Annotated in this window: 18 protein-coding genes; 7 read left to right on the top strand and 11 right to left on the bottom strand. The window is 39.4% G+C overall.

Annotated features, from left to right (window positions below):
• Positions 1–5: 5 nt before the first annotated feature.
• The 5 genes from FHK89_RS07825 to FHK89_RS07805 form a co-directional block, all read right to left on the bottom strand.
• Positions 6–572, bottom strand: coding sequence for an IS630 family transposase (locus FHK89_RS07825; RefSeq protein ID WP_230655621.1), 567 nt, complete (start codon positions 570–572; stop codon positions 6–8).
• Positions 520–849 carry an IS630 transposase-related protein gene (locus FHK89_RS07820; protein ID WP_230655620.1) on the bottom strand — a complete coding sequence of 110 codons (330 nt, stop codon included), beginning with the start codon at positions 847–849 and terminating at the stop codon, positions 520–522. The genes FHK89_RS07825 and FHK89_RS07820 overlap by 53 nt, the downstream gene beginning before the upstream one ends.
• A 57-nt stretch (positions 850–906) precedes the next feature.
• Positions 907–1,038, bottom strand: a complete 132-nt coding sequence (locus tag FHK89_RS07815; RefSeq protein WP_230658804.1) for a PIN domain-containing protein — start codon at positions 1,036–1,038, stop codon at positions 907–909.
• Positions 1,031–1,393 (bottom strand): DUF6364 family protein, encoded by a 363-nt coding sequence (locus FHK89_RS07810; RefSeq protein ID WP_230658802.1) that lies wholly within the window; start codon positions 1,391–1,393, stop codon positions 1,031–1,033. The genes FHK89_RS07815 and FHK89_RS07810 overlap by 8 nt, the downstream gene beginning before the upstream one ends.
• Positions 1,394–1,532: 139 nt before the next feature.
• Positions 1,533–4,643: a DUF2339 domain-containing protein gene (locus tag FHK89_RS07805; protein WP_230658798.1), complete on the bottom strand. Its 3,111-nt coding sequence runs from the start codon at positions 4,641–4,643 to the stop codon at positions 1,533–1,535.
• A gap of 220 nt (positions 4,644–4,863) precedes the next feature.
• Here FHK89_RS07805 and ybaK point away from each other — a divergent pair, with 220 nt between their 5' ends.
• Entirely contained in the window at positions 4,864–5,328 is a 465-nt protein-coding gene (gene ybaK, locus FHK89_RS07800; protein WP_230658796.1) for a Cys-tRNA(Pro) deacylase, read from the top strand.
• A gap of 40 nt (positions 5,329–5,368) precedes the next feature.
• On the top strand, positions 5,369–5,758 hold the full coding sequence (locus FHK89_RS07795) for a 5-carboxymethyl-2-hydroxymuconate Delta-isomerase (protein WP_230658794.1): 390 nt from the start codon (positions 5,369–5,371) through the stop codon (positions 5,756–5,758).
• Between the two features lie 51 nt (positions 5,759–5,809).
• Here the strand turns inward: FHK89_RS07795 and FHK89_RS07790 are convergent, their stop codons facing one another.
• The 4 genes from FHK89_RS07790 to aroE form a co-directional block, all read right to left on the bottom strand.
• Entirely contained in the window at positions 5,810–6,292 is a 483-nt protein-coding gene (locus FHK89_RS07790) for a hypothetical protein (RefSeq protein WP_230658792.1), read from the bottom strand.
• A 116-nt stretch (positions 6,293–6,408) separates the two neighbouring features.
• Entirely contained in the window at positions 6,409–6,996 is a 588-nt protein-coding gene (locus FHK89_RS07785) for a DUF3124 domain-containing protein (RefSeq protein ID WP_230658790.1), read from the bottom strand.
• Positions 6,997–7,304: 308 nt separating this feature from the next.
• Complete coding sequence (locus FHK89_RS07780; RefSeq protein WP_230658788.1) at positions 7,305–9,125, bottom strand: acyl-CoA dehydrogenase C-terminal domain-containing protein; 1,821 nt, start codon at positions 9,123–9,125, stop codon at positions 7,305–7,307.
• A gap of 258 nt (positions 9,126–9,383) precedes the next feature.
• On the bottom strand, positions 9,384–10,205 hold the full coding sequence (gene aroE / locus FHK89_RS07775; protein ID WP_230658786.1) for a shikimate dehydrogenase: 822 nt from the start codon (positions 10,203–10,205) through the stop codon (positions 9,384–9,386).
• A gap of 317 nt (positions 10,206–10,522) precedes the next feature.
• Between aroE and FHK89_RS07770 the strand changes: the two genes are divergently transcribed.
• From FHK89_RS07770 to FHK89_RS07760, 3 genes are all read left to right on the top strand, one after another.
• On the top strand, positions 10,523–11,299 hold the full coding sequence (locus FHK89_RS07770; protein ID WP_230658784.1) for a hypothetical protein: 777 nt from the start codon (positions 10,523–10,525) through the stop codon (positions 11,297–11,299).
• An 18-nt stretch (positions 11,300–11,317) separates the two neighbouring features.
• Positions 11,318–12,334: an aminotransferase class IV gene (locus FHK89_RS07765; protein WP_230658782.1), complete on the top strand. Its 1,017-nt coding sequence runs from the start codon at positions 11,318–11,320 to the stop codon at positions 12,332–12,334.
• Between the two features lie 258 nt (positions 12,335–12,592).
• Positions 12,593–12,994 (top strand): hypothetical protein, encoded by a 402-nt coding sequence (locus FHK89_RS07760; RefSeq protein ID WP_230658780.1) that lies wholly within the window; start codon positions 12,593–12,595, stop codon positions 12,992–12,994.
• A gap of 49 nt (positions 12,995–13,043) precedes the next feature.
• Here FHK89_RS07760 and FHK89_RS07755 read toward each other — a convergent pair whose 3' ends face one another.
• On the bottom strand, positions 13,044–13,808 hold the full coding sequence (locus FHK89_RS07755) for a DpnI domain-containing protein (protein ID WP_230658778.1): 765 nt from the start codon (positions 13,806–13,808) through the stop codon (positions 13,044–13,046).
• Between the two features lie 190 nt (positions 13,809–13,998).
• Between FHK89_RS07755 and mltG the strand changes: the two genes are divergently transcribed.
• Both mltG and tmk read left to right on the top strand, forming a co-directional pair.
• Positions 13,999–15,159: an endolytic transglycosylase MltG gene (gene mltG / locus FHK89_RS07750; RefSeq protein ID WP_230658776.1), complete on the top strand. Its 1,161-nt coding sequence runs from the start codon at positions 13,999–14,001 to the stop codon at positions 15,157–15,159.
• A 41-nt stretch (positions 15,160–15,200) separates the two neighbouring features.
• Entirely contained in the window at positions 15,201–15,824 is a 624-nt protein-coding gene (gene tmk / locus FHK89_RS07745) for a dTMP kinase (protein ID WP_230658774.1), read from the top strand.
• Between the two features lie 115 nt (positions 15,825–15,939).
• On the opposite strand, the gene FHK89_RS07740 is transcribed toward tmk, so the two are convergent.
• A complete protein-coding gene (locus FHK89_RS07740; protein WP_230658772.1) occupies positions 15,940–18,225 on the bottom strand; it encodes a cation:proton antiporter in 2,286 nt (761 codons plus the stop codon).
• Positions 18,226–18,593 lie beyond the last annotated feature (368 nt).

Genomic DNA, 18,593 nt, shown 5'->3' with positions numbered 1-18,593 from the left:
TATAGTCAATTCAAAACAAAAGAGTTATAGTAAGGACAAATATCATAAAATAATTTAGATAAATCGTTTTCTAACCAACCTTTACGTAAAGATTTCACGTTTCCCCACTTCTTTTCAATAGGATTTAAATCAGGACTATAAGGAGGTAGGAACAACACACGATGACCATGTCTATTAAAAAGACGTGTTACTTTCTTATGGAAGCTGGCATTATCCATGACAATGACGCATTTAGTATTAAGCCTCGGAATTAAGGTGTTCTTACACCAACTACGAAATACTTTTGAGTTAATGTTTTGTTTAAAGTAATCAATAGCAAACAAGGTTTTATTATAGAGTGCACCTATAACATTTGTTCTGCTACGAGCTTGCCAATTATAACTATCAATACAAGGTTTGCCGATAGCGCTATAGCCAAAAGGACGTATGACTTCCTGCTCAAAACCGCTCTCATCCATATATACTATGGGAAATCCTTGCTTTTGATAAAAAGCTAGCTTAGCTTGATACTCTGCTCTTTTAATCAGACAAGCTTTTGGATGGCTTAAGGTCTTTTTTTTGAGTGATACCAAGGCGTTTTAGTGCGACACAGATACCTGAAGTGCTACATCCTAAACGTCTTGCACGTTCATAATGATAGCTGTCTGGATGGTTCTCTACATCTTTAAGTAAAGCGTCATTAGCAATTTTAGTCGGTTCGATATTGCGTGTTTTCTTGCTATATAACCGTTTTTTCCATTTCTGGATGGTGGTTGGACTGATATCATATTCTTGAACAGCTTCTTTAAAGGTCATTCCCTTTTCTAAGCTTTTTAATACTTGTTTGCGAAATTCTAAAGAGTATGTCATTGGTTTCCTAATTTTTGGTTCTTTGAATGACTTTATAACATTTTTAGTATGAATTGACTATAAATACCCATCAATTTCTTTTGCCTCAATGGCATTAAACAACTGTTTGGCTAGTGGATAAAATGGCTCACGTTTTTGTAAAAAGTCAATCACGATATTAGTATCAAGCAGTATTTTGGGTTTATCCATGAATAGCACCAAAACCTAAATCCTGCTTGTTGTCTGTACTTTGGAAGGATTGTTCATCATTTGCTAAATGTTTAGTATGTTTATCTAATAGTGCTTGATGATATAAAGCCTTCTCTTCTGCCAAACTTAGCTCTTTTGGTTCAAATAAGTTATCCAATTTATGACAAATGGGTAATAAGTCGTTTTGAGACAACTGTGGTAATAGTCTATGACTATCAGACGCATCTTCAGCCATGGCTAACTGTTTAAAATAATCTGCCACCATTTGCGACACCGATTTACCATTTTGCTTAGCAATTTCTTTGGCGTGTTTAATTAATTCATCGTCCATTTGTAGGGTTAATTTGCGTTGCATCATTATTCCTTATTTATCCGACTATCCGACATGCTTAAATTATACAGGCAATCGCATTTTCTCGCTAACTGCTGGTCTTTAGTTAAGCCTCTAATATTTATAAGCCTAAGATTTATAAGACTTATATATCTGATAGCCTTTATATATCTTCGTTTTCGCTGCTCACAGCTTCTTTATGAGCAGGGGGCAGTGGGGCGACATAACCAATTAATAATATCAAGCTTCCTGCCCCAATAAAGGACACCACGCGCCAAATAGCCCCTGTCTGTGACAAATCGACCAATACCAATTTGACCACCACCACGCCCAACAAACCAATACCCATAAACCACCAAAAACGGCGTAAATAGCGACTGGCAACAAAGGTGGCAACCAAAGCGATTAGCGTCCATAAAATGGTCAATCCTGTTTGTACCAATTCACTGTCCCAGGCCCCTGCATACCATAAAGGTGTATCGGCATAAGTGTGTAATGTACGCACCAACATACTAGAGATTACCCAAAAACTCAGTAGTCCTAAGAGCTTTAGAGTAAATGCACCCGTTGTATTGGTATTAACAGCATTATGAGTAGCCTTGTTAGTATGCAAATGATTATTTACTGGATTTTTAGTGGACATATCATTTAGGTAATAAACCGAAAAACCATACCCCAGTCCCAGTAATAAAGTGATATCGAATAAGTTTAGCACAGGGATATAAGGCAAATCCCACACTATCCCATCATAATACCAATTGATGATTAGCATCCAACATAAGACGATGGGCACAAATATATAACCAGTATCAAGCAAAGCTCGTTGCCAATCAAACCATGCTAAGTATCGTCTTTGATTGTGTTCTTGGTTTGGGTTTTGGCTTCGGTAGGGCTGAGTAAACCACAAGCCTGCCACGACCACTATCAAAGGCTCAAGCATCGATACCACTGCATGCTCACTGGGTAACCAATAATTGACCATAGAGTACATCACTACAATGCCTGCCATCAGCCAACTGGCACTATCAAAACGTGATAGGTTTTGATGATGGGCAAAGGTTTTTAGCCATGCTTGTCCAATTACCACCCATCCCAGTAATGCCACTGTAAATAGCAACCAATCTACATTTGACCAATGATAGTTAAATTCATATTTAACAGGCAATTGAATGATTAAAGCAAGATAAAACACCCATAACAACGCATGGGCAAAAAAGCGAATCTCTGCCCAAGAGCGATAGTGATTGATTATCCATGCTATGGTGACACTGAGCAGACTGGCTAAAATAAATAGTAACCCACTTGAGATGTTCCAAAGAGCAAGCCATCTATCTAAGTCTAGTATTAATACCCAAAATCCCCATGCAATACTAAGAAATGTGGCGATATAAACCAATGCAGGCGTGTTCCAGACCATCTGAAAAGCGATGGATTTTTGATTGATACTGCTTAGCCACTGCCTCGCCATATCATCAGAGATTGCCAGTGATTTTGCATAATGTTGTAAAGCTTGCTTATTACGTAAAGTGGCAGTGATGAGGGTAGGGGTATTGGCGGTACGTAAAATAAACATAGCAATCAGTAAGCAGATTGCTGACATACTAAGCGACAACAGGGGAGGCGAGACACTATCAACACGGGCAAATAACTGCCAAATACCAGCTATCTGTAATATCAAGCCAAACAATACTGACCATGCTCGTAATGAGCGTCTGCTAAACCATACCATTGCTAAGCCTTGCAGTGACCAAACCACAGTAACCCAAGCGTTGTCTATATTCTCTAAAGCCAATGGTACGGTTAATGCCAAAAAGCCACAGCCTAACGCCAGCATACCTTCTGTCATTAAGGCATAACACCCACGACGCCGTGATAAAATCCAGCCTAATAGCAAATAAGCCACTGCCATCAGCATACTACTGATGCTCAATCCATGAGCGATATCAGTTAATAACTTGGATAAGATACCAAAGGTTAATAATGGCACTGAAAATAGTAAACCAATATCAATAGGGAAGACGTATAGGTCTGAGGTACTGGTGGTTAATCGCCTGCTTGGTTGCTCATGTGTTTGCTGGCTTAAATTATACGCAATGATTTGCTGAGCATAACGAATAACGATAAATAAATATAACAACCAATGAGCGATAACCAGTGTGACTAACTGCCAGCGGTTATCCTGCAAATAACTACTAGATAATTGACTATCACCAAAATAATAGGCAAAGCCAAATGTCACTGTCATTGCTAATAAATTTAACACCTTCCAAGTACGGTAATGAGCAATCCATGCCACTGCCACATTGATAAGCAAATAATAGCCAAACAATGCCACCAAACTGCCACTATCACTGCTGGCTAAAATTGGCGCAAAAAATGCCCCTGACAATGCCAATAATGCTAATGGAAAGGCATTTTGACGTACTGCCAACGCCACCGTCAGCGCAGATAAACTACCCAAAATCACAAAGCTGGGTAAACTACTAATAACGTGATACACCCGATAAGCAAAAAAGCCAGTCAAATACGCAATTGCCAGCCCTGTACCTTGCAGCGTGACCCCATAAGCAAAGCGTTTTTTAACCAGCTTTAATCCCAAGCCTGCCACCGCAAGTCCCGCGATAAACAATGCCCCCAGCTTTAGCTCAATGGGAATGGTAAAGTAGCTGTTTAATAGTCGCAGCAATAACACCACGCCCACCAAAAGTACGATTACTCCGACTCGCACCACCAAATTACCACCAAAAAACCAGTTTTTTACAGAGTTAATAAGAGAGGTAACCACAGGTATGGATTGCTCATCTGGTTCAGTTATTTGCTGAGATTGAGGTTTTATTGATAAGGGCAGCGGTGTTGTTGATTGTTTTGGTGTTGGTGTGGAGAGATGTTCTTCAGTTAACGGCTCAAAAACTAAGGGATTTAAAAGCGGGTCTGAATATAACGTGTCTTCCTGTGCTAAGGCTGACGGTATGACTGGTAATTGTTCCGTTGCAGGACTTTCGGTTGTTAGACTCTCTTGTTCAATGGTTTCTAAGTTTTGATTTTTTAACTCATTATTTGCTGAGACAGATTTGGTGGTAGTATGAAAGTTACCTTCAAATTTATCCATACAAAAAGATTGAAACTGCTGAAACTGCTGTTTATAAGCATTTAACTCACCTTGTAATACCTTCATTTCTTGTTGATGTTTTTTGTTTTGCTCAATGAGCTTGGTACTGATGTGTATGAGCCAAACAATAATAATAATGAGGGTGATAAATAAAAAAGTGGTCATGGACAGTCCATCGGCAATATTTAGAATTTAAATTATTATGCTTATAATGTGTGGTTATTTATTTTATAAGCTATCATACCTTTAAAATGATTTTTAAAATATGGCTTTTGTTATAGATTAAATTGATGATAAAAATCAACTTATTATAGATTATTAGCCATTTGTCCTTAATGTTGTTTAGAATTGTTGTTTAGGCTTTTATTTAGGAGATAATCACACCATGACTCCCGCCGTGAAACTTGCTAAAAAATTAAAATTAGACTATCAGATACATGAATACCAACATGAAGCCAGTGCTGAATCATACGGACTTGAAGCTTCCGAGAAGCTGGGTGTGGCAGGCACGCAGGTATTTAAAACATTAGTGGTAGAAAACGAGATAGGTGAGCTGGCAGTGGCAGTGTTGCCTGTCACAACAATGCTAAACCTGAAAAAAATGGCAAAGGCGTTGGGCTGCAAAAAGGTACAAATGGCAGAGCCAAAAAAGGTCGAACGTAGTACGGGCTATGTACTCGGTGGGGTCAGTCCACTGGGGCAAAAAAAACGACTTAAAACAGTGATTGATAGTTCGGCTCAGCCACAAACAACGATATTTGTCAGTGCTGGTAAGCGTGGGTTGGAGATTGAGCTGCCACCAAGTCAGCTTGCAGAGAGTTTGTCAGCCAGTTTTGCTGAAATTACCTAAGATTAGAATATCTTTAAATTGATACCTATCGGATAATAAAATGCCACATTTAACCATTCAAGCCACAGCGAATGTGGTTATAGAGCAGCCTCAGTCTTTGTTGCAAACACTGAATCAAGCATTATGGGATAGTGGTGAATTTGTGCAATCAGCTGAGATAAAATCTAGAATTATGACAGTGAATGATTTTTTAGTGGGTATTGATGTTGGTGATAATGAGCAAACGCAAGGTTTTGTTTATACTGAGCTAAAAGTAATGGCTGGACGGAATGAAGAAACAAAGCAATATATGGCAAATTTGGTGATGGCAGGATTACAGCAGTATTTTAGTCAGCAATCCTCTAATATTGCTCATCAGGTTGATGTTCAGCTTTGTGTTGAAGTGGTCGAGATTAGCTCGGTGTATCAAAAGCAGTCGCTGTCGTTATAGCGTAAAAGCCAAAGCCTAAAACAGATTCTTCGTTAAGTCAGTTAAGTCAATTTACGGGCACAGCGTACGACTGGCATAACGTGGCAAAATGACCATCTCAACTCGATATCCTGCCACACCGCCATGCGTTGCCATTAAATTACGGGCGATACGTAGATGGTATTTTCCTGATTCTGGCAAGCAACCTTGATAGATAATGCCACCTTTTGTGCCATCTTGTTCACCATTGGGGAAATATAGCACCCCCACATTGGCAGTTTCGGTTATTCCTTGCGCTTGAGAGTGGCTAATATTAATAATAGCATATTGTCCTTGCTGAGCATTAAACTGATACCAATGTTCATCTTGATTGCGTGCAAGTTTATCAGTGATGACATGGGTGATGTTTCCAGTGGCAAATGAGATGGGCGTTGCATTTGCCATGCTTATATTAGAAGTATTTTTAGTTGGCTTGGCTATGTCAGCTTGACAAATTTGACTGATACTTTGCGTGGCTAACAATAAACCTACCCATAATAATTTGTTTATTTTCATTTTTTATTCCACCGCTTTTACTTTTACTTTGTAGCGTTTCGTTGTTCAGGGATACGTTGTTCAAGGATATTGTAGCGATATCCCAACCTTAATTTACGACTGATATCTTTGAATTGTCAGTTGCTACTGGTATTTGTTGATTGGGCTGGTTTTAGCGATGGATTGGGTATGGGAACGGCATCGGTCTTAAATGCCAGCCCTTTATTGCTAAAGCTACCAACCATAATCGCTTCAATCATCGGTGGCGTATCATCTTTATCTGCTTCGATATTCACCACAAAGTTTGCCCCTGAACCGCCAGTATCGTCCATTTTTTCGACAATATAATTGAGTGTACCCATGGGCGGTAGCTCGATGGATTTATCAAGGTAGGGGCGTACAAAATCACCTTTGGTATTGTAATAGTCAATTTTGGTGACATAAAGGCTGTCTATTAGGCTGGTATTGCGAATACTCAAGGTTGCAGACAGCAATACTTTGGTGTTGTCCTCATCGACATAAATATCTGAATAAATTGGCACATAAAATGTCTGTTTATAAGCAAAATCACGGTCTGCAATAACGGTTTCTGTTTCTAGTTGTTTGATGGGGTCTTCGTGATTTTCAGAATATAATATATTGGGATTATGTGAAGGTTTTTCACAGCCAGTGAGGCTGCCAACCGCAGTGCACAAAGCGATAAATACTATCGGGGTGAGTCGCATAATCATCGCTCCTAGCTCCTAATAATTCCTAATAATAATGATGAGATATGATATTTAGGTTTGATATTATCCTATCATACGCCTGATTGTGATGGTTGACCATATCTGTTATACACTTTTGCTATTAAGTATAGCCAAAGAAAGATGAAACGGCTATGCTGTTGTCTTGATTTATTATCTTGATTTATAGAGGGTTTATAGATTTTAGGATAAGCCATTAGACAAATAAAAAGCGTTCATGATGAACGCTTTTTATCGTGTTTTTGAGAAGTATTAATAGCTTACGAGATAGTGACAGATTGATAAGATTAATCTAAAAATGCAAAGCTATCAATATCCATGGCAGTCATCACTTCACTGGGCGTGACCATACTTTCAGCATGACCTGAAGTACGTGGTAAGATTTTGTCAAAGAAAAACTCGGCAGTTTGTACTTTGGCTTTATAAAATTCGGGTGCTTCTGTACCACCATTTTCTAAGCGGTCATAGGCAATGGCAGCCATACGTGCCCAGTGATAGCCCATCATCACATAGCCTGAGTACATCAAAAAGTCCTCAGAAGCAGCAGAGATGATTTCACGGTCTTTACGTGCCATCAGCATTAAGCGTACAGTCAGTGTATTCCATTCTGCACACAGTTTGGTGAGTACCCAAACGAATTTACGCATGTCTTTATCCAGTGCATATTCACCGCACCACTTCATGATACTAGCGGTATAGTCACGTACTGCTTTGCCTTTAGATTGCAAGATGACTTTGCGTCCTAGTAAATCAAGGGCTTGTACACCAGTAGTCCCTTCGTACATGGTAGCAATGCGAGCATCACGAGCGATTAGCTCCATGCCCCACTCTTTGATATAGCCATGACCACCAAATACTTGCTGACCATGTTTGGCAGCTTCGATGCCAAGCTCGGTTAAAAATCCTTTGATAATAGGAGTGTAAAATCCAAGTTTATCGTCCCACTTTTCAAATTCTGCATCGTCACCTTTTGCCACCGCTTGCGCCATTTTATCTGCATAGCGAGCGGCATGATAAATCATTGAGCGACCACCTTCAGCAAATGCCTTTTGAGTTAATAACATACGGCGCACATCGGCATGGTTGATGATGGCATCGGCAACCTTTTTCGGCTCTTTTGTACCTGATAATGCACGCATAGAACGACGTTCTTTGGCATAGGGCAGCGCATTTTGAAATGACAGCTCCGCATGTGCCAATCCTTGAATACCTGTACCAATACGTGCCGTATTCATAAAGGTAAACATTGCTTTTAAGCCTTTATTTGGCTCACCAATCAGATACCCTGTTGCCGCATCAAAATTGAGTACACAGGTAGAAGAGGAGCTAATACCCATTTTATGCTCGATAGAGCCACAAGTGACACCATTACGTTCACCTACTTCACCCTCTTCGGTAGGCACAAACTTCGGTACGATAAATAGTGAAATACCACGTGTGCCTTCAGGGGCATTTGGCAGGCGGGCAAGCACAATATGAATGATGTTTTCGGTTAAATCATGCTCACCACTAGAGATAAAGATTTTTGTACCATTGATTTTGTAGGTACCATCTTCTTGTGGTTCAGCTTTGGTTTTTACTTGTCCCAAATCTGTGCCACACTGGGGCTCAGTTAGACACATTGTACCTGACCAAGTACCTTCGACCAGTTTGGGTAGATAAATGGCTTTTTGCTCGTCCGTACCATATTGCAACATGGTGTTGATACAACCAGTAGATAGCCCAGGATACATCGCCCACGGCCAGTTTGCGGTGCCCATCATTTCAGACTTAATCAAATTTAAAGACATCGGTAAGTTCATACCGCCATACTGCTCAGGATATGAGATACCTTGCCAACCACCTTCAACAAATTGTTCATAGGCTTCTTTAAAGCCTTTTGGGGTGGTGACTTCGCCATCTTTAAAGTGACAGCCTTCTGCATCAGCATCTTGATAGAGGGGTGCAAGCACATTTTCGGCAAAATCGGCAAAACTTTGCAATATCATATCGACAGTTTCGGGGTCAGCATTCGCCCCATTGTCTAAATCTTTATAATGATTTTGAAAATCAAACACATCATTGATTAAAAATTTAATATCACGGAGGGGCGCTTTATAAGTCAGCATATTTTTATCCTTGTTATAGAGTTGCTAAAGTTGAGCAAAATGAAAGATGAAGTCATAAAATTTACTAAGAAAATGAACCTAAGTAATGATTAGAAAATCAGAAATAGTCATAAAATACATAGCCATTAAGATGACTTATTGATGATTTTAATTATAAACAAAATCTATAAAATAAGACATGATATATAATTATTATTCATGAGTTAACATTTGTTTTTAATCTTTTATTTATTGGTTGTATGCCTACGGATTTATCCATCAATCCATAAAAGCCGCCGCTGCCGTTGTTGGTTGCTGCCCTGTCCACAGCTCAAAACTTAAAGCGGCTTGTCCGATTAACATGCCATAACCATCTGATATTTGGCTATCTTGCTTAGCAAAATGCTGTAAAAAAGGCAGTTCACGCCCATACATCATGTCATAAGCATAAACACAAGTTAGGCTATTTTGTAGTGGCAGTTTTTCGCCTGATAGTCCAATAGAGGTGGCATTGATAATCACATCAAAATGCCCTGTTAACTCATTAATGGCGCATACTTGTGTTTTAGCATTGGCAATTTGTGTATCTGCTTGGCGCAATTGTTGTAGCAAAGTGGTGGCTTTGTCTAAAGTACGATTAGCAAGGGTTAACTGACTTATACCTGCTTGTATTAGTGGCAAAATTACCCCACGAGCTGCGCCACCTGCACCAATAATAGCAACTTTTGCTGTATCTAATTGCCAGCCTAGCTGTTGTATGTGATTCACCAAACCTTGACCATCGGTGTTATCACCATAGAGGTGTCCCTCTTTTTGCATTAAAGTATTCACCGCCCCAGCAACTTGGGCATGTTGTGATAATCCCCCACGTTGCTCACATAACTCATAAGCCATTTGCTTAAATGGTACTGTGACATTTGCTCCCACACCACCACCTGCAAAAAATGCTTCAACCACAGCGATAAAGCTGTCTTGATTGTCAGGGCAGTATTGGCGAGCATAACGAATGTCTAAGCCAACTTGCTTGGCAAAATCTGCATGAATATCAGGGGATTTACTGTGGGCAATGGGGTTGCCAATAACGATAAAATGTTGGGTCATTCAAAGACTCCTCATAAAATGTATAAACTACCAACGAGTCGTGCTTAATTACTATGCTTAATTACTATATGAATACGGCTCACGAGCCATATTCATAGATGGATAGTACCAGATGAATCATAAACAACAATGAGGTAAGAGGATACAACAAATTTACTGTTGGTTTGTGAGACAGCAGCAAGTTTTTATCATCATCAGTATGCACAAACACTGGTCAAAGTAATAGGACTTAGTTACACTAGCAAGAAAATTGTACGCAGTTTAAAAACCCACTGAGATGGTATTAAGTCATTTTAGCAAATAGGTAGAGATTTATTATGGCAATACAGTCAACTTCCACCATCCAACAGCACAATCATATAAGCCAATCAGTCCAACAAAAACAAGAGCAGTATGGGCAACACTCATTAGTACGGTCTCATCCCATAGCACTGGCGATGATGATAGGTATGGGTATTTTGAGCCTGACTGCTTGTGATCCAAAAAACAGTGATACAAATGATACAAATACTGACGCGGCTGCGCAGGTCACTAAAGATGGTAGTGATGCTGAAAGTCAGGGTGACGATAATGCGGTTGCAGTCACACAATCACAGCAGTCACCAAGCATTGATAGCAATAGTGCGGTTAATAATCAAGAAGAGCAAGATGTACCTGTGAGTTATGATGTTAATAATTGGCAGGTAGGCAGTGATGAGCGTTATGAGGTGAATGAGCTTAAAAAGATTCAACAAGCCTTGGGTTCAGTGGTGAATAGTGATAAAAATAGCCTTGATTACACCAGTAACCCTGCGATTAAATATCGCTTTATGAATGAGGGTCAGCCTTATTTGGATATCATTGACTCACAACAATATTTAGAGTTTGGTTGGTATTATGCCAATCCTACCGATTCAGATGCTGAAAAACAGAGCAGTATTGAGCACGCCAAAAAGGTATATCAAATTGCCAATAATTTGATGGGTGCAGAAGGCACAAGTTTGGTGGCTAACATACTCACTGGACAGATAATCAAGAATAAAACAGTGGGTGGTAAAAAAGTAGAGTTGGCAAAGTGTGAGTTTTATAGTTGTATGATCATTCTTGCAAAATAAAATGACATGGTTTAGATAATGCCAGCCAATCTTTCACCATTTTTATCCAACCCAATGGCATCACAAGGTATGCAGTGGTATGTGGTGTCTTCTGATCGCAAAGATGTGCCACAACCCATTGCTGGGTTATCACCAAGTCATCGAGCCATCGCCTATGGTGATGGTTTTTTTACCACCACAGGAGTGCGGGTAGGACAGATACAGTGGCAGTCTTATCATCAGCAGCGCATCAAACATCATGCTGCCGCATTGCAGATAAACTTAGATGCTGTTCAATTAGCCAATTTGTGGCAACAAGTAGAAAAATACGCACAGCAGATTGATCATGGTATGATCAAAATCATTGTAACTCGTCAAAACCAAGCCATTCGAGGCTATGGGTTTGTCACAGATACCCAAGCCAATCAAGCTGATATTTGGTTGGGTGTGTTGCAAACACCGCCGATTACGATATCTGAGTCTGAGTCATCAACCGCATCCAATCCTTTTTTATACTCGTTGTTCTTACCCTCTTTATTATCAGTTTCTATTCCCATTGCTGCCCCCATCACTGCTTTGTCATTATCCACACAAATTGGTTGTACTCCAGCGCATCTTGCTGGCTTAAAAACACTCAATCGGCTTGATAATGTGATGGCTGCCGCTGAGCTACAGCAGAGAAAAGCACAGCTGATAGCAACAGATTTAACAGCCACACAGCCAAGATTTGCTATCACCGAAGGGTTAGTAAAAGATGTATCGGGGCAGTGGGTAGAGGGTACGATGAGTAATGTGTTTTATCAACTCAATGATGGTGTAGATGATAAAAACGAGCAATGGTATACACCACCGATTGATCGCTCGGGGGTCAATGGAGTGATGCGTCAAGTGATCATAGATAAGCTCAAAGTGACAACAACTGCTGTAATAGAACGACGTTTACACGATTTAGACTTGCCAAAGTTGTCATCGATGTTTTTTTGTAATGCGGTGCGTGGTGTGATGCCTGTTGGAGAGTTGGTATTACCAAATCAAACCGTGATGGATTTATATTAATCAGAATATAAAAAGACTCGTTTCACACTCGCATCAGTCAATCAATCTTTTTAAGCCTGCTATATAATCCACAATCTAAGATAATTGATCTATTATTGTAAATGGGGATTGTATGTGTGTGTGTTTTGATCAATAATTTTTTTAAATTATTTTTCTAAATATAAATTAATAATGACTACAATATATCTAGATACACACTTGCCGCTTCTATACCGTCAATATCGGGTGTTTGATGACTTATGTAAACAAGCTAAAAAAATGCCAAATGAAATGGTGCATATTGATGGTTGGACAACACAAGCAGTGGGTGTCATTTACTTCTCTGAGTTTAGAAAATTTATAGCTTATGGCGGAGTATATGAATATGCAGCTAATGCAATAGAAGTTAAAGAGCAAGGGGTGTATATTACTCCTAAAGAAACCGTATATTGTTCTTTGACAGTCCGTTCTCAAGCATTTACTAAGCCAGTTCATCATGCTTGGACTATGTTATGGCAATGGCATAATAGTATTAAAAATCGCTTGGTTGCCTATCATGATGAGCAACATTTTTTTAAAATAAATGATGAAATAGATGATGAGTATCTACCACATCTTTACCATCAACGTGTGGTTGCCAGTTATAGATTGCCTCTTTGGGAAAATCTAACATTATTTTAAAAAAGTTTAAATTTTTGTATGCGTATCTGATTTGTCAAAATACTTGTTTTTATTGTTTCTTTTTATATCTTCCTTTCCCTAAAAACTCAATAATATCATGGTCGCGTAAGCACTGTAGTTGCTGGCGTATTTTATCCTTAATATGATGATTATCAGGATGTTTTATTGATAGATAGTCTGCAAAATCATATACTTGTGATAGATTAAATGTCTCGGGTAATTTGTCAACACACTGCCATACGTCTAATGTCCAACCTTTCACTGTTGGCTTTTGTTGCCGTAAAAATAGTGTTTTTTTAAATTGGTTTTGCACCTGAATTTTACTGATAACTTGTTGATTTTTTACTAAAAATACTTTGCCATTTTCAGGTACTTTTCTTAAATCTATATGGCAGCCAATCCATCCAGCACGTTTTGCCTTAGCAGATAAAGGTTTACGTTTAACAATCATATCGGTAGAAAAAAAATGTTTTGGAATAATCAAAAAATTATTGACATAGAATTGTGGTGAATAGGTCAAAAATAAAAAATTAGGGTTATTATCAGCGGTGATACGTTCAATCATGGTGTCATACGCCCCATCATTGATGATATGGCTTAATTTTGCCTTTTTGCTTTTGAGTTCATATTGTTCATGACACTGTTGGCAATAAAAATCAGCAACAGGTTGATTGTTTGCAAACCCATTTAATGGCATATTGCCACAATTAGGGCAATAGCCATTTTCTGTTACCCATGCTTCACTTAATACACGAATAATTTGTGTAGCAGAGCGGTAGTTTTGCGCTAAACTTTGGTCAAAATTAAGATTCATTATTAAGTTAACTTATTTTGTTAGAGGTTTAAGTGAAGCTGTTATGGTGTGGTTTTAGAAAAACTGAGTTGATGTTTTCTAGTATATATCAAAGTATATTTACTTTAGTGATAGTGGGACACATGAAAAACTCATTGAAAACTTAGCCATTCAATGCTAGATTTTAGCAAATTTTTTGCTGTGATTTTATATGAGCGATTTAAGTAATCATCAAACTGAGCCGACACCTTCAACTCCAAAAAAAGAAGTAGAAGTAAAGGACAGTACCTTAATCTGCGAGACCAAACCGCGAAAATATAAAAAAGACGATACCTCCTTACTTTATAATCGAGGTTATCAATTGCTTGTGGTGTTTGGATTGATATTGGCGTTTTTGGCGGTGATGACCTATCAGACTCTATTTGCTCATATCGAGCAACCTGCACAAAAGATGCAGATAGAGCAGGGGCAAACTTATTATGGGCTATTGGCACCATTTCAAAGCGGTGTGCCTTTGTTCTCTGCAACTCTTGCCAAAATATATATTAAAACCCAAATCAATGCGCCTTTAAATGCAGGTACTTATGAAATGCCTGCCAATCCAAGCTTTGCGCAAATGCTAAAAGTACTACAAGCAGGGGAGAAGGTGGCTTTGGTAGAAGTACAGATTATCGAAGGAAAAACAGCAAAAGATTTATACCAAACATTGGCACATACTCAAGGCATTAATTTGCAGGTTTTAGATGCAGATGGAAGCCCCAAGCCAAATTTAAAGCAAGCTTTAGGGATTGCTGCTGATACACCACAAGGTGAATTTAGTGATAACTTAGAAGGCTGGTTTACGCCTGATACGTATCACTATGGTGAAGGCACAACAGATAAGCAGGTACTGCAAGATTTATATCAGTCACAACAAAACATACTTGATAGTGCATGGGCAAATCGTGCTGAGGGATTGCCCTATAAAACCCCCTATGAAGCCCTTATTATGGCATCCATTATTGAAAAAGAAACCAGCGTCCCTGAAGAGCGTACATTGGTATCAGCGGTATTTGTTAATCGGTTGAATAAAGGCATGCGTTTACAAACTGACCCTACCATTATTTATGGTATGGGAGAGCGTTATGATGGCAATATTCGCCGCAAAGACATCGATGAAGCCACTGCCTATAATACTTACCAAATTGATGGTTTGCCGCCAACCCCGATTGCGTTGCCATCAAAAGCTTCGATAGAAGCTGCCTTGCACCCTGCTGATAGCGACGCACTTTATTTTGTGGCGACAGGAACAGGTGGACATAAATTTAGCAATAACTTAGCTGATCATAATCAAGCGGTGCAAGCGTATCTTAAAGTGATACGTGCTCAGTAAGGCAATAATAAATTTATAAATTATCATTTACTGGAGTCAAAATGACTGCCCGTTTTATTAGTTTTGAAGGCACAGAAGGAGTGGGTAAGACCACTGCCATTACTCAGTTATGTGAATATTTACAGCAGCAAGGTCAAACATTTATCCGTACTCGAGAGCCAGGTGGTTCTGTTTTTGCAGAAAAACTGCGAGAATTACTATTAGCCCCTGAGTCACAGATTGATGATGATACTGAGTTGTTGCTTATGTTTGCGGCTCGTTGCGATCATATAAATACAGTTATTTTGCCAGCACTAGAAGCTGGAAAATGGGTAATTTGTGATCGTTTTATTGATTCTAGTATCGCCTATCAAGGGTTTGGTCGTGGCTATGGAGAAAAGAAGACACTGAGCAAAATACAAAGCTTAATCACCCAGTTTGTCCCTAAGCTACCTGATTGTACGCTTTGGTTGGATTTACCTGTGGCAGAAGGTATGCAGCGTGCTGCCAAACGCAGTACGGCTGATCGCTTTGAGCAAGAAGCGGTGGCGTTTTTTAATCGGGTGCATCAAGGTTATGACCATCAGTGGCAGCACTATCCGGAGCGTATTCAGCGCATTGATGCCAGTGGTGATGTGCAAAGTGTCACTAATCGAGTGATAGCGGCAATCTCAGCCATATCATAAGGACAAACTGGTGTTGTAAAAACATGGCTACCTACGCCCCGCCCTGCTTTGAAGCGTTTTTATTTAAAGAATTGCTGCAAAGCAGGTGTAAAGAATTTAGGCAAATTTAGTATGTCTACTGTTTGTTATTACCATCAGGCAGTCGTCTAGGATCTAAAGAGCCATCAGAGTTTTTTGGGGCTTGAGCATTGCCATTGACCTTGGATTCTAACGACTTTTTGGTCTCTGCCGCAGGTTTTTTAGTCGCTGCTGTTTTATGCTCAGCTTTTGTGTGTTCTTTCTTCGCTTCAGCCTTTTTGCTCTCAGTCAGTTCTGTCACCTGTACTTTGTCTTGATCAGCATCTTGTTTGATGTCTTGAGCATTAGATATGGTCGATTGTGTGTTGTCTGATTTGCTCTTAGTAGAGTCGGTTGTCGACTCTTTAGTCTCTACTGGATTTGGTTTGGTCGAGTTGGTGGTATCAAGATTGACCTTTCCAGCAGTATAGGTAGATCCTAATATCGCTTCTTCTATAAGCTCATTATTTTTACGCTTTTCTGGTGGTTTTGAACTGGATTTAAAATGGGCATCTGCTAGTGTACGTGCTTGTTCTTGTTTTTCAGTCACATCGACGATTTTGGGTTGAACCTCATTTTCAATAACCAATGCCACCAATTTACGATCTCGTGGTATCTCATTATCAAAGCTGTCAGTGATCACAAAAAGTTTACCTTCTTTATCAACCGTGTATAAAGGGATAAATTGTTTGTTATCAGCACGATATTGGCTAAAGCTATAGCTGTCAGTGATATTGGTAATTTTGATGCGGGCTTTTTTGGAGATCATACTTGCCATCTTAGTATAGGTGGCATCTTTACCAAATAACCAGCGTGATTTAAAGCTGGATTGTCTCTCATCACGCTCATTTTTATTTTTATCCTCACTAAATTTTAAGCGATAGATTTTTTGTTCACCAAACTCATGGCGAAAGTGTAGCTCGGCTAAGGTGTTCATCTCTTTATCCATACTCATGGCAAACAGATGTCCAATTCCGATGAGATCCATATGGCTGTCTGCATGATCTGAGACAGGATTACCAAAGTAGGTGCGTAGACCATTCATACGCGCACGGGCAATGTTGGTATAGTTGTTATGAGCCACTAATACCTCAAATCCTTGATCTTTGAGAGAGTCTGCTACTAACAGTGCCACAGGGTTTGAACCAACGATTAACACCCCATTACTCTCAGGCTCACGCACACCAAGTAGATTGCCAATGATTTTTGCCCCCAAACCTTGAATCACAACCGTACCAATGATGACCATAAATACCAATGGCACTAATAACTCAACGCCTTGAATGTCATATTCTTGTAAACGAATGGCAAATAGAGAAGAAATGGCAGCGGCAACAATACCCCGAGGACCAATCCAACTAATCATCAGCTTTTCGGAGGTTTTGAGTGTCGATCCCATTGCCGATGCCCAAACAGCTAACGGGCGGGCAACAAACATCACAATGGCGAGTAATACCAGACCAGAAAAACCCACATGTAATAAACTGGTAAGCTCAACACGCGCTGCCAGTACGATAAATAGCACTGAGATAAGTAAGACTGTTAGCGACTCATTAAATTCTAAGATATGGTCACGTGGAAAGCCTTTCCAATTGGCAAGAGCCACCCCCATGACAGTCACTGCTAATAGACCCGATTCATGCTCTAGATGGTTGGAGATGGAAAACAGTACCAGTACAAATGCTAAGGTAAATACATTGCGTAAATACTCAGGTATCATGTGTTTTTTCATCAAAAACGCCAGCACCCAAGCGCCCATCATACCAATCACAGTGGCAATGACGACAATTTCACCAAATAGTAAAATGCCGTTTGCTTCACCACCAGAGATGATGTATTCATACACCAAAACTACCGCAATTGCTCCAATGGGATCAATAATAATACCTTCCCATTTCAGGATATTGGAGATGGTTTTATTGGGGCGCACACTTTTTAGCAATGGCATGATCACAGTTGGACCAGTGACACAAACCAATGAGCCAAATAATAGCGCGATCAGTGGATCGACATCAAACAGTAAGTAAGTCGACAATGCCACCACAGCAATGGTAATCACAACCCCAAGTGAGACCAGCATCTGTACTATTTTACCGTGCTGTTTAATCTCTTCAAATTCTAGGGTTAATGAGCCTTCAAATAAGATAACAGCAACCCCCAGGGAGATAAATGGGAAGAGTAAATTGCCCAGTACCACATCGGGGTCAAGATAGTTGAGAACAGGCCCAACCAATATGCCAATTAATAATAAAAACAAGATAGAAGGTTGTTTTAAGTACCATGCTAACCACTGTGCTCCAATACCAAGCGCTAAAACGCTAGATAATAATAAGGCGGTATCCATGAAGTTATCCTTTTTGCCAGTGCTGCTATTTCGGCGTTATTCGTATGGTGTCATGATGTCAGTTAAAGTTTATTTTAGTTTTCTCAACTTTTGCACACATTTAATATAGTAGCTGCTTGGGTATAACGTACAGCAAGTGTCAGTTTGCAGTGAGCAAGCAGCGATTAACGTTAAATAAAATAAGTGAGAATTAGCGAGAGATTCTTAGACATAAAATGACACATGGTATGGTAAATACCGACTATATTTTGACTGGTTTATTGGGTGAATTATTGCGCTATCATACCATGATTTGTAATTTACTGGTTTATCACTGCTGTTTGTAAACAATTTTTGAGTATTTGTTGGATTCATTATTATATATTTTT

This window comes from Psychrobacter sp. I-STPA10 (genome assembly GCF_021012795.1).
GTDB lineage: Bacteria > Pseudomonadota > Gammaproteobacteria > Pseudomonadales > Moraxellaceae > Psychrobacter.
This window is presented reverse-complemented; position numbering and strand designations above follow the sequence as displayed.

Coding starts and splice junctions, on each gene's coding strand:
- FHK89_RS07820 (WP_230655620.1), bottom strand. CDS start 849: ATGACATACTCTTTAGAATTTCGCAAACAAGTATTAAAAAGCTTAGAA.
- FHK89_RS07815 (WP_230658804.1), bottom strand. CDS start 1,038: ATGGATAAACCCAAAATACTGCTTGATACTAATATCGTGATTGACTTT.
- FHK89_RS07810 (WP_230658802.1), bottom strand. CDS start 1,393: ATGCAACGCAAATTAACCCTACAAATGGACGATGAATTAATTAAACAC.
- FHK89_RS07805 (WP_230658798.1), bottom strand. CDS start 4,643: ATGACCACTTTTTTATTTATCACCCTCATTATTATTATTGTTTGGCTC.
- ybaK (WP_230658796.1), top strand. CDS start 4,864: ATGACTCCCGCCGTGAAACTTGCTAAAAAATTAAAATTAGACTATCAG.
- FHK89_RS07795 (WP_230658794.1), top strand. CDS start 5,369: ATGCCACATTTAACCATTCAAGCCACAGCGAATGTGGTTATAGAGCAG.
- FHK89_RS07790 (WP_230658792.1), bottom strand. CDS start 6,292: ATGAAAATAAACAAATTATTATGGGTAGGTTTATTGTTAGCCACGCAA.
- FHK89_RS07785 (WP_230658790.1), bottom strand. CDS start 6,996: ATGCGACTCACCCCGATAGTATTTATCGCTTTGTGCACTGCGGTTGGC.
- FHK89_RS07780 (WP_230658788.1), bottom strand. CDS start 9,125: ATGCTGACTTATAAAGCGCCCCTCCGTGATATTAAATTTTTAATCAAT.
- aroE (WP_230658786.1), bottom strand. CDS start 10,205: ATGACCCAACATTTTATCGTTATTGGCAACCCCATTGCCCACAGTAAA.
- FHK89_RS07770 (WP_230658784.1), top strand. CDS start 10,523: ATGGCAATACAGTCAACTTCCACCATCCAACAGCACAATCATATAAGC.
- FHK89_RS07765 (WP_230658782.1), top strand. CDS start 11,318: ATGCCAGCCAATCTTTCACCATTTTTATCCAACCCAATGGCATCACAA.
- FHK89_RS07760 (WP_230658780.1), top strand. CDS start 12,593: ATGCCAAATGAAATGGTGCATATTGATGGTTGGACAACACAAGCAGTG.
- FHK89_RS07755 (WP_230658778.1), bottom strand. CDS start 13,808: ATGAATCTTAATTTTGACCAAAGTTTAGCGCAAAACTACCGCTCTGCT.
- mltG (WP_230658776.1), top strand. CDS start 13,999: ATGAGCGATTTAAGTAATCATCAAACTGAGCCGACACCTTCAACTCCA.
- tmk (WP_230658774.1), top strand. CDS start 15,201: ATGACTGCCCGTTTTATTAGTTTTGAAGGCACAGAAGGAGTGGGTAAG.
- FHK89_RS07740 (WP_230658772.1), bottom strand. CDS start 18,225: ATGGATACCGCCTTATTATTATCTAGCGTTTTAGCGCTTGGTATTGGA.